Source organism: Chlamydia serpentis, assembly GCF_900239945.1.
Taxonomy (GTDB): domain Bacteria; phylum Chlamydiota; class Chlamydiia; order Chlamydiales; family Chlamydiaceae; genus Chlamydia; species Chlamydia serpentis.
Genome location: NZ_LT993738.1, coordinates 634,600 through 648,578, shown reverse-complemented (window position 1 = coordinate 648,578; position 13,979 = coordinate 634,600). Strand labels below are relative to the sequence as shown.

Genomic DNA, 13,979 nt, shown 5'->3' with positions numbered 1-13,979 from the left:
GCTATAAGTTTAATGAAGCAAAGTATTTAAGGAGTTGAGAGTATTCTGGAAGGCCAGGATAAAAGTTCAGGGTGTGTGTTTTGGGATTGAAGAGTGCTGATAGTTGAGTGCGTTTGCTTGCCATAGCAAGGCATGTGGCTCCAATACAATAATTATAGCTGAGGACTTGTTTTAAGGCACTTTGATTGATGTTTAGGGCTTTGCATTCAATGAGTAATAAGGGTTTAGGATCTCCAAGATTATGAGATATTCCTTCAGCATCTATATATAAGGGAGGTGTAATAATAAGGATATCGGGACGGCGCTTTGGGAGGAGGGTCCCTTTGCGTGCTAATAGAGGGAGAAGTGTTTTTAATTCTTTCTCTATGATGATAAGGTTCCTAGGATAGTTCAGTTTACAGGTAAGAAGGAACAACAATTCTTGCCGAACTTTTTCTTCGGGAGTAGATAGTAACTCTCGATTTCTGATGAGATCGAAGAGATGAGCTTGCGGGTTGAGATCCTCAGATCCGGAATCCTGGTTTAAGGGAGGGTTCGATAAGGACATAGTTACCGTCATGTTTTTTATAAATGCATTGGATTTTATGCTCATGCTCATTCAAGAAGATTAGGAAATTTTCCTGTACAGCTTCTAGATGGCGAATGGCTTCCTCTTGAGATAGCATACGGATAGAGATCTTTTTCTTGGAGATCTTCTTTTTTTCTGAAGCAGGAACATATCCAAGAGTTTTTAGAGAGTCCCAGGCATCTAGAGCTTCAAAAGGTAGCCATTCATCACCAATATGATCTTCTTGTTCTTTTTGTATTGCGATAAGCTCTTCTTTTGCCGCAAGACCTAGATCATGTTTTGTTTTATCCTTACGTTTATTGTAGTGTTTATTTGCCATCGTGCGAATTTTCTTAAACGCACTGATAACTGCAGTATACGGATTGCTGTTCTGGACTTTGGTTTGTAAAATTTCTTTACCGTGAGAAGCTACAACATGAACTTCAGTTCCCAGCTTATCTTTATGTGAGGTCAATACTATGTGAATACTGTCCATAGGAGGCAGATGGCGGCTTTTCTCTAAGATAAGCTCTTTTAGCGGGATAGATAGATGAAAAGATTTTGTTGAGATCTCTATATTGACAGTAGATTCTTTTGATAATAAGCTTTTGGATGGCAATCGTTTACGGTGAGATCTCATGCTGTCTCCTAAGTTAAATGGTGATTTAGGAGAACTTATAAAAAGAAAAATAGTTCTCCATAAGTTCTATTATATGGAGAAACTGCTATTCAAAAAAGAATTTAACGCACCGAAGAGGGCTCGAACCTCCAACCACCTGGTCCGAAGCCAGGTACTCTATCCAATTGAGCTATCGGTGCTTAAAAGAGTAGAGGAATTAAAGCAAGCAAGCTTAGCAGATGCTTCTCAGAAAAACAAGAAAAACTCCTAGTAAGCGAGGTTAAGCTAAGGCAAGCATATCCTCAGTGAGTAAGGAGGTATTTTCTAAAATAACGACTCGTTCAAGAACATTAGAAAGTTCTCGGATATTGCCTGGCCACGGGTAGTCAAGAAGCAGTTCTTGAGCTTTGGGGGAAAGGGTCTTTTGGGGGGTATTGTTAATGCGGCAGAACTTATTAAGGAAATAGTTCGAGAGGGGGAGAATATCGTCGCGTCGTTCTCGTAGTGGAGGAAGGTACAGAGGAATGACGTTTAAGCGATAATAGAGATCTTGACGGAAATTTTTGTCTTGGATAGCTTCTCTAGGGTCACGATTTGATGTGGCCAGAATACGAACATCTACCGCAAGAGTTTTTGTTCCTCCAAGATGTTCTATTTCTTTTTCTTGGATTGCTCTAAGAAGCTTAGCCTGGAGGTTTATAGGCACTTCTGTAATTTCATCTAGTAAAAGGGTCCCTTTATGGGCAAGTTCGAAACGCCCTGCTTTTTTTGTAGTTGCTCCTGTAAATGCTCCTTTTTCATGACCAAAAAATTCAGATTCTAGTAGGGTTTCGGGAATTGCTGCGCAGTTAACCTTGATATAACGATGGTTCGCTCGAGGAGAGTTCTGATGGATAAAAAAGGAGAGAACCTCCTTCCCGCACCCTGATTCACCGTGAATGAAAATATTTGCCGAGCTTGAGGCAGCCTTTTTTGCTATTGTAAGGAGATCCTTCATAGCCTTACTTTCTGCTATCAATGGGTGAGAATCTAGAGTTGTCTGGGAGTATAGAAACAAATTCTCATGGACTAAATCCTTAAGTTCTTCAGCCTTAGAAATAAAGGCAAAAAGAGCTTCTGAGGAAAATGGTTTTGTTAAGTAATTAAAAGCTCCTTGGTGCATGGCCTCGACAGCATTCTCTATACTTCCATAAGCAGTAATCACAAGAACAGGCGTATGCGGAGAGCTTTGCTTTGTAGCCTTGATCAAGTCTAGTCCAGAACCGTCAGGCATGCTCATATCTGATATGATCAGATCATATTTTTGATTTTTGATCATTTGCAGAGCACTTTTTAGATTTTCAGCAGTATCAGCAGTATATCCGTGGGAAAGAAGGAGTTCAGATAAAAAATCTCGAATTAAGGGCTCGTCATCAACAACCAATATTTTTTTTATCACCATGTTTTCCCCCTTAAGTCGTTTGTATTTTGTTTTTACTAAATCTTGAAAAAGGAGGCAAAACTTTAAACTTAGTAAGAAGAAATGAAAATATAGTCAAAAATTTTTTACAAAAATAAGAAAAGTGATTTTATCATTGTATTTAGTCGTGACTAAAATGTAAAATACTTAGGCCAAGTTGTTTTTAAAAAGAAATTATAAAAATGTCAGGAATAGCCCAAAATAACAATGTTGTTCAGATCCCTGGTTTAGCTAGGGGAGAGGGGAACCTCATTGCATTATCTCCGTTGACACCTCAAGAAAGAGGGGAGCTAGTTGCTCCCATTGAGCAAGGTTGGCATCATACTATTGTTAAGGTCAGCCTCGTAGTTCTCTCTCTTCTAGTTATTGTAGGAGGAGCTCTGCTACTAACACTACTTCCCGGGGTCCCCCTATTTATTGGAGCTAGTGCTATTGCTTTGGGTGGCGTTTTACTTATTTTAGTTTTATTCTTATTTCTAATTGAGTCGGGCGTATGTCCTAAAAGGAGGGAGGCAGAGCCTCTCGATTTCCCTCCTCTTAAAGACAAGGCTAGTGAGATTTCTGAATTGCAAGCAGAGATGAGTCGTGTGCTTCAAGAGTCTTCCTTGTGTGATTTCCTTAAGAACAAGAATTCAAACGACCCCGAGGTTTTGGCACAGGTCTTAGAGGCTTTTAAGGATTGCCAAGCATGTCTTGCTGTATTTGAGAGAAAACTGCGTTGTAAAGAGGAGCAGTTTCATCGTTCTTTCGCTATTATAGCAGCACAGGACCCTCAAGGGAAATATGAACTCCTGATAGAACTTCTTGAGATCCGTAGTCGGGTTGCCGATCAACTAGAGAAGAACTCTCGCGATTACTACACATTTATTTCAGGAACTTTTGTCTGCCCTCCTGAAGGCGAAAAAGAAATTGTTCGTCTACAAAACAAAATAAGATTCGCTGAGCAGATATGGGGCGATCTGGAAAGGAAGCTCGATGAGAAACAGAACCAAATTAAAGGGCACTGCCTCCGTATAACTCAATTCTTAAGTAATATAAGAGAAGGCCATAAACGAGAAGCATCAATTAAACTAGATGAAGGGCGAGAATTAAGTTATGAAGAGAGAACTCATCTCGAGGGTCTGTTCAAACAACAAAATCAAATGCTCAACACCTGCTTTAGTGAACTAAAGAATTTTTATAAACTACAAAAAGATTATCGCCAAGCAGGAACTAATTTAAAAGCTTTAAAGAAGCAGTTGCTCAGCACTGAATTCACTTTTTTAGGTTCTAATTTGTTATATCGGGACTTTAAAGTTAAATACCTAGAGCAACACGAACATTACAAGGTGCTCCGAGAGCAGTTAAATCAACTAGAAGCACGGTGTAATAGATTACAGGGGGAAGCCCAGTTTGATCAAGATGCGGATAAGAAGAGTGCGATCGCTTGGATTGAAGAAAGAACTAGACTGAATAACGAATTGCTTGATTATCAAAACGCACACAGGAAACAGTCTAAAAAAATCTCAGGGCTTGAAACAATGCTTCTTGAGTACAAAGAGAATTTGCAGGAAACTGAGCGAGAGCTAGAGGAATTACAAGTAAAGTATGCGAGGATTGTAGAAGAGAAGATTACGAGAGAGCTTGCGTTAACCTCATCACTAGATGATATGTCTAAACTATATCAAGCGAGTCAGACTGAACTTGCTACTTTGCAGGAGCAACTTTTGCCGAAGGACGAGGAGACGCTGCCATCATTAGATGGGGAATGGGTCGCAGTTGGTGAGCACACTTCACAGTTGAAAATCCTCGTTGATGCAAATCAAGCTTTGACGCTTCAGATAAACGAGAAAGACGCAAAAATCCAGAAACTGCTTAACGAAATGAAAGAAGATGAAAAGGTACTTGCGGATTTGCAGTCCCAAATAGCGGAACATAAGAAAACAATAGTGTCTCTTGAAAAGATGAATGAACAAGTATATCAAGATTTTGCGGAAGTTCAAAGGAAATACGAGTTGATTCTCTCTCCTCCTACTTCTCCAGAGAAGTCGAAGAGTAGACAGGAAGTAATACTAGAGATGCAGCTAGTACAGCTGCAAGAAGAAAATGAACAACTTCGAATCCAGATAGCAAGATTAGAGGAACTTTTACGAGCTAAGGAAGGAGATTCATAGGTTTTAAAAGTTCGTGGGATTTCTTTTTTATGATTTAAGAATTATTTCTGAAGACTCTTCTTGTGAATCTCCTTGGAGCTCTGGAAGTACTATCGAGAAAGTCACGTTCGCGTCCTCTCTTTTTAAGAGTATATCTCCTCCGTGGAGCCGGATAATTTTTTGAGCTTCAGCAAGTCCCAAGCCATTGCCATCTCTTTTCGTTGTGAAGAATGGTGTGAAGAGCTTGTCTATGATATCAGGAGGAATGTCTCCAGGGTTTGTTACCGAAATTTCTCCAGACTTGTGTAGAATCAAAGTAATGGGTGAGACCCCTGTTTCCGCAGCATTTTTTACTAGATTCCAAATCACGCTGTTCATACGATCCGGATCTATCGATCTGAGTAAAGGTTGAGAGGTTTCTTTTTCAATTTTACAATTAGGGAAGGAAATTGACAGTAGCGGGATAAGGGTTGAAAAAAAATCTTGTAAATTTATAATTTTGAGGTTTAAGGGTTGAGCTTTTGTATATTCCAGCATAGAGCATACAAGGTTATTTAGAGATCTTGTACCAGAGATTATAGACGAGAGCATGCGTTGGTGCCGAGGAGAGGAAATTTCCTTTTTGAGTATAGAAGCAAATCCTACGATTCCACTTAGGGGATTGCGAATTTCGTGGGCTAGGGTAGCAGCCATTTTTCCAAGTTCAGCAATGTTTTTATATCTTTCTATAGCATTTTCTAGTTGCTTGTAGTCCGAACGATCTCTGATTTGGATAAATAGGTAACCACTGATTTCATTTTTACGAATAAAGAGTTCAACTTCTTTTTCTTTAGAATCTCGGCATAGAGAAAGCCTGAGAGTTTTGGGGATTTTTAAGGATTTGAGAGCCTCATGAATCGAAAAACCAAGACATGTTTCTGGAAGAACATCAGTAAAACATTTATTAAGGACTTCTAAGTTTTCGTCTAATCCTAGAATTTCACGTGCTTGTGAATTACAGATGAGAAAATGTCCTGTTTCAGAAAGTAAAATGATGCCATCCGGAATAGCGGTAAGTATAGCACTTGCTTCTTTATAAGATTGAGTGATACGAGCTTTGATATTTAATAGTTCATAGGTAGAAAGATCGAGATTTTCTGGGTCATGGGCGTTCATAAATACCAAACTCCCTTTTTTTTTGTATATAATTGAGTTTATCGGTATCTAGAATACGATTAATTATGGCTCGAATTTCTTCGAGCTCTTCTTGGATATCTTTGGGCAGCGTCGAAGTAAAGGCATGGCGAAACTCTTTGAGCTGAACATCGACTTTATCGATACAAGAAAGAAAGATTTTTTTTTGTTGTAAAACCTTTTCTAGTTCCGCGGTAGTTAGAGAAGACTCGGTTTGGGTAAGATCTAAAATGGCAAGGAAAAGGCCCTTCTTCTTTTTTAACAAGAGCAAGAGGGTTTTTTCATTCATAAGAAATCAGGGTGTTATTTTCGCTTTCCCTAAGAAAAACGACAAAACAATTTATTGGCAACCTGAAAAAAGAAAGAATTATGCCGGTGATCGGACTCGAACCAACACCTTATTGCTAAGAGTAGATTTTGAGTCTACCGCGTCTACCATTCCGCCACACCGGCATAAAGTGAGTCACCAATTTAAGGTTTCAGTTGTAATTATCGCAAGGGAAATCTCTTCAGCATAGGAAGGAATCCTCTCTTTTTATAGATGATGAAGGATTTCTAATGAGATTTCTGTATGGGAATCATGGCTTTTCCAGGTTAGAAGTACTTCTTGATTGCTCATTGTGGATTCTGTAATTGTAAACTGAGTCAGATGGGGATCAGATTTTTTTTTATATAGCTTGTTTGGAATTTGCAAGATTTCCTCAGTAGGAAGTGGGGGATTTAGGTTTAGGAGAACTCTGGTTCCTTGTAAATGACCCTGAGAAAGGAAAATACCGGAGGCTTCTAAAAAACGGAAATGCTTAGAACAACAGAAGGCTTCGATAATAGTGAGTTTTGGGTGATCTTGTTGTAAGAGTCGTACCATCTCAATTAATTTAGGGTGGATATAACGAGACACTTCTTGAGTTATACTATGACGTAGTCCCTCACAATCATAGAGGATCCCTTCAGGAGTGCTTAGAGAACCTCCTTGACCTCGACAATGGAAGGAGTGGGCTGTGATTGCAGGTTTATTAGGGGATTGCCAATTATAAAGAGGAGGTTGAATAAGATAGTTCTTTGGATACAGAATTACCGGGCAATCTTTCTGAGAAGTAATGCGCTCTGCAATCACATAGCGCATGCACGATTTTTTGGATGATGAGCAGCTTGTTGGAAGAATGGCAATTAGGATTGATAAAATCATTTTTAAGAGATGTTTAGATTTATAGTATCCTAGTGGTCTATGATGTTTAGCTGTATTTGAGGTGTAGTATGTATGTAAATGATTATGAAGTTTTCTTTTTTGATTTAGATGGATTGCTTGTAGATACGGAACCTTGTTTTTATCGGGCATTTTTACAAGCCTGTGGTGAGTTTTCTATAGATGTTCATTGGGATTTTTTTAACTATTATAGTCATACTACTTTAGGTATAGAAATTTTTAGTAAAAAGTTTATAGAACAATATCCTGAAGCACAAGCCTATATTAAGCAGATCCTTAAGAGAAGGTGGGAAATTTATCAGGCTTCTTTACAAAACATAGTTCCTCCGCTAATGCCTGGAGTTGATGCCTTTATAGAACTCCTATTATCATTAGATAAAAAATTTGGAGTGGTCACTAATTCTCCAAGAGAGGCGACCAGCCCGTTGTGTAAGACCTATCCCATTTTAAATAAATTTTTATTTTGGGTGACTCGAGAAAATTATTTGCGCCCTAAGCCGTATGGGGATAGCTACCGCTATGCTTACCAGACTTTTGCTAGTGAAGGGGAAAAAGTCATTGGGTTTGAAGATTCTGTGAAGGGACTTCGAGCTCTCTCTTCTATTCCTGCAACTTTGGTTTGCATTAATTCTCTAGTACAGATAACTCCTGAAGATTGTCCTGAGCTTAAGGATAAAGAATATTTCTTTTATCAATCGTTTAATGACGTTATAGAGCAATGCTTACAGCAAAAGTTATTATAAGGATAGGGATAACATACATGCTGGAGACACAGACCGTGGGGAGGAGCTGCAGAGGGTCCCTTCCTACGGTTTTTTTGTTCTAGTATATCCAAAAGATATGCAGGGGGATACTTCCTCTTACCAATATCTAAAAGGGCACCAACAAGATTACGAACCATCTTATAGAGAAAGCCACTGCCTTTACATACTATGGTAAGGGAATTTTCCTGCTCTAGGATGTCTAAGGTATAGATAGTACGCACTGTAGAGCTATAGTCTCTTCCGTGGTTTGCAAAAGAAGCAAAGTCATGAGTTCCTACAAGAAGATTGGCACCTTCTTGCATCAGTTCAATAGAAAGCGAGTAAAGGGGGTTATAGAAAAAGTTATATTGCCAAGGAAGAGGTTTAGAAAGTCGCGTTAGAGAATAATGATATTCTTTAGCAACAGCAAGATAGCGTGCGTGAAAGTTGTCGTCAAAAAACGCGACATCTCTGATTACAATATCTTGTGGAAGAAGAGCATTTAAGGCTTTTTTAATTAGGTAGGGTTCTTTAAAGAGAGGATAATCAGGCGCTTGAAAATGAGCGACCTGTCCATAAGCATGGACTCCTGCATCGGTTCTTCCAGAAGCTATGAGAGGAACACGAGTTTGAGAGATTTTCTTTAAAGCACCTTCAATGATCTCTTGAATGCTCGGATCATTAGGTTGTTGTTGCCAGCCTGAATAAGCCGTTCCTTGATACGCAAGAAGAAGAGCTACTTTAGTCATAAAAGAGCTTGGGCAATGGTTAAATCCTCTGGGTAGGAAATTTTGATTTGAGGATGCTTATTAAAAATAAGCTGAGAAGGTTCTCCTAAGATCTCAGCAGCTTGGATATCATCCACTAGAGTAAGCTCCTTTTCTTTTGCAAGGGACAGGCCTTCTTTAAGTAGTTCTGTTTTTATGCATTGAGGGGTATGGGTAATTGCCAAGTTATCCCTGTCTAGGGTGCGCACAGGATGACGTTGTTTTATGGTATAGGGAATGGGAGAAGCTAAAGCTGCTGCTCCGATTTTTTCTGCTGTTGTGACCAGATCTGATATTTCGTCAGGATAGACAAAGGGACGAGCTCCATCATGGATTAAGACCCAAGGATAGGAAACGTGCTGTAACCCTGAAAATACAGAATCTTGGCGACGCTTTCCGGGAATAGCGAAAAAGACCTCATATTCTTCAAAAATTTTTCGATATGAGGGATGGCAGACAACAACAATTTCGGCAATTTGTGGTAAAGAAGTTAGTGTCTTCAGCGAGTAGTGAACTAATGGTATACCATTAAGGGGTAGATATTGCTTTGGAGTGCTAGAGCCAAAACGTTTGCCTTGCCCTCCGCTAAGAAAAATAAGTGATGTTTTAATCATAGCGACACGTGATGTAACAGATTTCAGGAGGAGAACAGAAGCGGATTCTTTTTAATCCACCAAGGCCACGATTTACGTAAAGTTGTTTGCCTCCATTGATTAAAAAATGACCTCGTGCAAGGTGAGGATTTTCTAAGCCTGACAATCTTTCAAAAAATGTTCGAATGAATTTAGGCCATAGCAAGGTGACTTGTGGGCCATGGGAATGGCCTGACAATACAAAGTCTCCTGGGTAATTTTCAAGGCTATTTATGGTATCAGGATTGTGTGAAAGTAGAATGCCGGGTAGAGCAGGATTGTAGTTTATAAATGCCTCTTCAGGATTAAATTGTTTAGCAAAGATATCTCCAAATCCTACGATATTAAGTTTTTCAGGAATGACATGGGTGGCATTGTGAAGAAGCGTGACTGGCGTATTTTTCAGCAAATTTATAAGAGCAGGATGAGGTGCTTGAGGAGTCAGCTTTGGGTCATAACAATAACTAGGTGAAGAGAATAGGCCTTGGATTACAGCGGCTAAAGCACGTCGTATAGGATGACTTTTTTTTTCAGATATACAAGTAATCTCTCCTTTAGTGTTTCTAGAGATATACGCAGAATAGTCGTGGTTTCCTAAAATAGCAAAGGTCCCAAGAGGAGCATGTAAAGTATTTAGGAACGCTTCAAGTCGGGAGCTATCTTCGATTTGAGCACGACAAAGAAGATCACCACAAAATACAATAAGATCGGGAGAAAAATTTTGTAGTGATTTAGAAATTTTATTGAGGAAGCTTTGTGGAACTTTTTTATGAAAATGCAAATCGGAAATTTGCGCAATGCGAAGATTATGCAGATGAACATGCTTTTTGGGTAGTTTCCATGTGATGGAAGTTTTCTTTAACCAATTCGGTTCAATAAATGAGGCCCAAATAAAGGCTAGAAGAGGAATTGCTGTTAAAGAAATAGAGGTAAACACTACAAAACTATCTGTTGTCTGAACGCCCATTATTAAAAACAAAAATCTTTTGACTACTATGATCGAATTTTCTTAAGAGATGATTCTCTATTTTATAACGAAACATAATACGCCTCATTACTAAACTTACCCTAATTTTTTGATGCTTATATTTTTGATATTGTTTCCATTGCTGATAAAGAAACACTAGTATGTTAAAAACCCTACCCTCAAAGGGCGGGGATTTTAACATAGGAATGAGCTCAAATTCTTAAGCTTAAGGAGTTAGCAAAACTCTTATTTTATAATATGCTGAGAAAGAGCTTTGGTCATTTGAAACATATCAATGGGATCACTGGAGCCAAAGACTTTAGCAAGGTTAGCATCGGGAAGAATATTTCGTTTATTCTTTTGATCTTGGCAATTATGTTTTTTAATATATTCCCAAACTTTCTTTACAATTTCGGTTCTGGGCATAGGTCCCTTGCCAACTATAACTGCTAAATCTGAAGAAATATTCACGGGGTGCATAAAAGCAGAGTTTTTGTTTTTTTGACTCATTGGTGACTCCTAGTAAAGGTGGTAAGAAGAGACCAGAGCTCTTCATCCCAACTTTTTTATCTCTCAGAGAGGTTTCTCGTCAAAACAAAAAAGTAGAATTCTGTTTACCTCTTCTATTGAGAAAGCGTCAAGAATAGAATTTAAAAGATATGAAAGAGCTAATTTTTTCTCCACTAGAAGAGAAGGAGTTGAGTTTTGCATTTAAGTCATACAGGCTCTAGGAAATCTTGCGTCTAATTGACTTTATTGGCTTCTGTTTTCTAGAATCTTGGTGTAGAAATAGACAGGTAAGCGCAATGCACGAAAATTTAGACAAGCGTTTAGAAGCAATTCGAAGTGGGATATTGTTAGCTGGGAGGTCTCTTTGACCTCGATAAGAAACAAAAGGAACTCCAGGTATTAGAAGAAGAAAGTTTACAAGAAAATTTTTGGCAAGATGCTGCTCATGCGGGGAAAATTTCTGAACAGATTGTAATCTTAAAAAGACAAATTCGTGAATATGAGGAATTAAAAACTAGGATTGAAGGAATAGAATTTTTTATTGAAGATCCTGAGGCTCTTGAAGACCCTAAGATTTACGAAGATCTAGAGAATGAGTTTGTCTTTTGTGAGAAAAAGTTAGCTGTTTGGGAAACCCAGAGGTTGCTATCTGGTGAGGCTGATAAAAATTCTTGTTTTCTTGCAATCAATGCTGGTGCTGGAGGTACTGAGTCTTGTGATTGGGTAGAAATGCTCTTTCGTATGTATTCGCGATGGGCAACGAAGCACCAATGGATCGTCAATGTTGTTGATCGTCTAGATGGTGAAGTGGCTGGAATTAAGCATATTACTATGAAGTTTACAGGTATGTATGCTTATGGGTATGCCAAAGCTGAACGAGGAGTACATAGATTGGTTCGTATTTCTCCTTTTGATAGTAATGGGAAGCGTCATACAAGCTTTGCTTCTGTAGATGTTTTCCCAGAGATCGATGATCAAATCAAAATTGAAATACGCCCTAACGATTTGCGCATTGATACGTTTCGTTCTTCGGGAGCGGGAGGGCAACACGTCAATGTTACAGAGTCTGCAGTAAGAATCACTCACTTGCCTTCAGGAATTGTAGTTTCTTGTCAGAATGAGCGTAGTCAGATTCAGAACCGTGAGAGCTGCATGAAAATGCTCCAATCAAAGTTATATCAAAGGGTTTTACAAGAACGTTTAGAGAAACAGTCTTTAGATCGCAAAGATAAAAAAGAAATTGCCTGGGGATCTCAAATTCGCAACTATGTCTTTCAACCCTACACTCTTGTGAAAGATGTGCGCACAGGATACGAAACAGGAAATGTTCAGGCTATGCTTGATGGCGAGCTATTGGATGAATTTATTAAAGCATATTTAGCGGAGTTCGGAGAGATTTCATGACAGCAGAAAAGCAAAATACAGGAATTCCAGGGTTAGAAATACGATTTACACTTCCTAGTGATGCCAACTACATGCTACTGTGGTTAAATGATCCTAAAATTTTACGTGGGTTTCCTATACAAACAGAAGCAGAAATTCGCGAAACAGTAAATTTTTGGGTAGGATTTTATCGCTATCATTCTAGTTTAACCGCGGTATATCAAGGCGAGGTTGCTGGAGTCGCAACTTTGATTCTTAACCCCTATGTGAAAGTTTCACATCATGCTCTAATTTCGATTATTGTTGGAGAACGTTTTCGTAGTAAAGGTCTAGGTACGGCCTTAATAAATAATCTTATTCATTTGGCAAAGACTCGTTTTAAGCTTGAAGTCCTTTATTTGGAAGTCTATGAAAGTAATCCTGCCATTCATCTCTATGAGCGTTTTGGATTTACAGAAGTAGGAAGGCAACGCCATTTTTATAAAGATGCAATCGGTTATCTTGCTAAAATTACTATGGAAAAGAATATATAGACTCGGAGAGGACATTTTTAGAAATTATATGGTTGAGGTTGAAACACTCCTTCAAAATTTTCAGTATTATCTGAGAAAATACTTCTATAAGGTATTGACCTTAAAGTATCCTAGAAATGCATCGCTATTTTGGAATAAGTCTGCTAGGCGTTCTTCTTTGCCTGTAGACCATTCTCCAGGTAAGTTCTATGATTTGCAGGAGATCTATAAAGGATTGAATGTTCGGTTATTTAGAGATGCTCTGCGTTTGGAAATTGGTTGGTTTGGAAGAAAAGAAAACAGGATAGGACAGAGTATTGTCCTTGGATCCTTTCATGAGCATGAACAATTAATTCGGATTCATCGTTCTTTAGATCGAGAAGAAATTCCAAGATTTTTTATGGAATATCTAGTGTACCACGAAATGGTGCATAGCGTAGTTCCTAAAGAGTATACTTTGTCTGGGCGTTTGATTTTTCATGGAAAAAAATTTAAAGAATATGAAAAACGGTTCCCCTTGTATGAGCGTGCTATTGCCTGGGAAAAGGCAAATACTTATTTATTGCGAGGGTATAAAAGAAAAGTAGGTGGAGGACATGGCAGGACACAGCAAGTGGGCCAATACAAAACATCGGAAGGAAAGAGCAGATCATAAGAAAGGTAAGATCTTTTCTCGTATTATTAAAGAGTTAATTTCTGCTGTCAAGTTAGGGGGAGTTGATCCTAAGTCAAATGCCCGACTACGTATGGTGATACAGAAAGCTAAAGATAACAACATTCCTAATGAAAATATTGAGCGCAACCTAAAGAAAGCAGTTTCTGCAGAACAAAAGAACTTTGAAGAGGTTACTTATGAGCTTTATGGTCATGGTGGTGTAGGAATTATTGTTGAAGCTATGACTGACAATAAGAATCGTACTGCTTCCGATATGCGAATCGCTATAAATAAGCGAGGAGGATCTCTTGTTGAGCCTGGAAGTGTCCTGTATAATTTTGTGCGTAAAGGGGCATGTACTGTTGCTAAAAGTTCTATAGATGAAGAGCTTTTATTTTCTTACGCTATAGAAGCGGGGGCTGAAGATCTAGATACTGAGGATGAAGAAAACTTTTTAGTGATCTGTAATCCAATTGAACTTGCCTCAGTTAAAGAGAAACTTATCAGTCAGGGTGCAGTTTGTAGTGAAGATAGACTTATTTATCTTCCACTGCGTCTGGTAGACTGTGATGAAAAAGATGGTGAGGCAAACCTTAACCTTATTGATTGGCTCGAACAAATTGAAGATGTTGATGATGTTTATCACAATATGTCCTAAGTTTACAACAGTTTGATT

The 13,979-nt window shown here is 38.6% G+C and carries 16 protein-coding genes and 2 tRNA genes; 6 read left to right on the top strand and 12 right to left on the bottom strand.

Going from position 1 to position 13,979, the window contains the following annotated elements:
- Position 1: 1 nt before the first annotated feature.
- The 4 genes from C834KP_RS02725 to C834KP_RS02710 form a co-directional block, all read right to left on the bottom strand.
- Positions 2 to 547, bottom strand: coding sequence for a type I restriction enzyme HsdR N-terminal domain-containing protein (locus C834KP_RS02725; protein WP_108896657.1), 546 nt, complete (start codon positions 545 to 547; stop codon positions 2 to 4).
- Positions 504 to 1,187, bottom strand: a complete 684-nt coding sequence (locus C834KP_RS02720; protein WP_108896656.1) for an HPF/RaiA family ribosome-associated protein — start codon at positions 1,185 to 1,187, stop codon at positions 504 to 506. Before C834KP_RS02720 ends, C834KP_RS02725 begins: the two co-directional genes overlap by 44 nt.
- Positions 1,188 to 1,292: 105 nt before the next feature.
- Positions 1,293 to 1,366: transfer RNA gene (locus C834KP_RS02715), tRNA-Arg, on the bottom strand.
- Between the two features lie 80 nt (positions 1,367 to 1,446).
- Entirely contained in the window at positions 1,447 to 2,607 is a 1,161-nt protein-coding gene (locus tag C834KP_RS02710; protein WP_108896655.1) for a sigma-54-dependent transcriptional regulator, read from the bottom strand.
- Between the two features lie 200 nt (positions 2,608 to 2,807).
- Here C834KP_RS02710 and C834KP_RS02705 point away from each other — a divergent pair, with 200 nt between their 5' ends.
- Positions 2,808 to 4,778 (top strand): coiled-coil domain-containing protein, encoded by a 1,971-nt coding sequence (locus C834KP_RS02705; RefSeq protein ID WP_108896654.1) that lies wholly within the window; start codon positions 2,808 to 2,810, stop codon positions 4,776 to 4,778.
- 27 nt (positions 4,779 to 4,805) lie between these two features.
- Here the strand turns inward: C834KP_RS02705 and C834KP_RS02700 are convergent, their stop codons facing one another.
- From C834KP_RS02700 to C834KP_RS02685, 4 genes are all read right to left on the bottom strand, one after another.
- Positions 4,806 to 5,912 carry a two-component system sensor histidine kinase NtrB gene (locus C834KP_RS02700; protein ID WP_108896653.1) on the bottom strand — a complete coding sequence of 369 codons (1,107 nt, stop codon included), beginning with the start codon at positions 5,910 to 5,912 and terminating at the stop codon, positions 4,806 to 4,808.
- Positions 5,899 to 6,219, bottom strand: a complete 321-nt coding sequence (locus C834KP_RS02695; RefSeq protein WP_108896652.1) for a hypothetical protein — start codon at positions 6,217 to 6,219, stop codon at positions 5,899 to 5,901. The genes C834KP_RS02700 and C834KP_RS02695 overlap by 14 nt, the downstream gene beginning before the upstream one ends.
- A gap of 81 nt (positions 6,220 to 6,300) precedes the next feature.
- Positions 6,301 to 6,383: transfer RNA gene (locus tag C834KP_RS02690), tRNA-Leu, on the bottom strand.
- An 82-nt stretch (positions 6,384 to 6,465) separates the two neighbouring features.
- The gene (locus C834KP_RS02685) at positions 6,466 to 7,116 is read right to left on the bottom strand and encodes a hypothetical protein (RefSeq protein ID WP_108896651.1); all 651 of its coding nucleotides are present in this window, start codon (positions 7,114 to 7,116) and stop codon (positions 6,466 to 6,468) included.
- Positions 7,117 to 7,184: 68 nt separating this feature from the next.
- On the opposite strand from C834KP_RS02685, the gene C834KP_RS02680 reads away from it, so the two are divergent.
- Complete coding sequence (locus C834KP_RS02680; protein WP_108896650.1) at positions 7,185 to 7,877, top strand: HAD family hydrolase; 693 nt, start codon at positions 7,185 to 7,187, stop codon at positions 7,875 to 7,877.
- Here the strand turns inward: C834KP_RS02680 and truA are convergent.
- The 4 genes from truA to C834KP_RS02660 form a co-directional block, all read right to left on the bottom strand.
- Positions 7,826 to 8,626 (bottom strand): tRNA pseudouridine(38-40) synthase TruA, encoded by an 801-nt coding sequence (truA, locus tag C834KP_RS02675; RefSeq protein WP_108896649.1) that lies wholly within the window; start codon positions 8,624 to 8,626, stop codon positions 7,826 to 7,828. The genes C834KP_RS02680 and truA overlap by 52 nt on opposite strands.
- Positions 8,623 to 9,258 (bottom strand): 2-C-methyl-D-erythritol 4-phosphate cytidylyltransferase, encoded by a 636-nt coding sequence (gene ispD, locus C834KP_RS02670; protein ID WP_108896648.1) that lies wholly within the window; start codon positions 9,256 to 9,258, stop codon positions 8,623 to 8,625. The genes truA and ispD overlap by 4 nt, the downstream gene beginning before the upstream one ends.
- Positions 9,251 to 10,213, bottom strand: a complete 963-nt coding sequence (gene lpxG / locus C834KP_RS02665; protein WP_108897138.1) for a UDP-2,3-diacylglucosamine diphosphatase LpxG — start codon at positions 10,211 to 10,213, stop codon at positions 9,251 to 9,253. Before lpxG ends, ispD begins: the two co-directional genes overlap by 8 nt.
- 276 nt (positions 10,214 to 10,489) lie before the next feature.
- Complete coding sequence (locus C834KP_RS02660) at positions 10,490 to 10,753, bottom strand: SWIB/MDM2 domain-containing protein (RefSeq protein ID WP_108896647.1); 264 nt, start codon at positions 10,751 to 10,753, stop codon at positions 10,490 to 10,492.
- 296 nt (positions 10,754 to 11,049) lie between these two features.
- Here C834KP_RS02660 and prfB point away from each other — a divergent pair.
- From prfB to C834KP_RS02640, 4 genes are all read left to right on the top strand, one after another.
- Positions 11,050 to 12,157 (top strand): peptide chain release factor 2 gene (gene prfB, locus C834KP_RS02655; protein WP_108896646.1). Its coding sequence is split into 2 segments (ribosomal slippage): positions 11,050 to 11,114 and positions 11,113 to 12,157, totalling 1,110 coding nucleotides; the frame shifts between segments, so codons are not numbered across the junction.
- The gene (locus tag C834KP_RS02650) at positions 12,154 to 12,669 is read left to right on the top strand and encodes a GNAT family N-acetyltransferase (RefSeq protein ID WP_108896645.1); all 516 of its coding nucleotides are present in this window, start codon (positions 12,154 to 12,156) and stop codon (positions 12,667 to 12,669) included. Before prfB ends, C834KP_RS02650 begins: the two co-directional genes overlap by 4 nt.
- A 28-nt stretch (positions 12,670 to 12,697) precedes the next feature.
- A complete protein-coding gene (locus C834KP_RS02645; protein ID WP_108896644.1) occupies positions 12,698 to 13,303 on the top strand; it encodes a M48 family metallopeptidase in 606 nt (201 codons plus the stop codon).
- Complete coding sequence (locus tag C834KP_RS02640) at positions 13,245 to 13,961, top strand: YebC/PmpR family DNA-binding transcriptional regulator (RefSeq protein WP_108896643.1); 717 nt, start codon at positions 13,245 to 13,247, stop codon at positions 13,959 to 13,961. The genes C834KP_RS02645 and C834KP_RS02640 overlap by 59 nt, the downstream gene beginning before the upstream one ends.
- Positions 13,962 to 13,979: the final 18 nt, after the last annotated feature.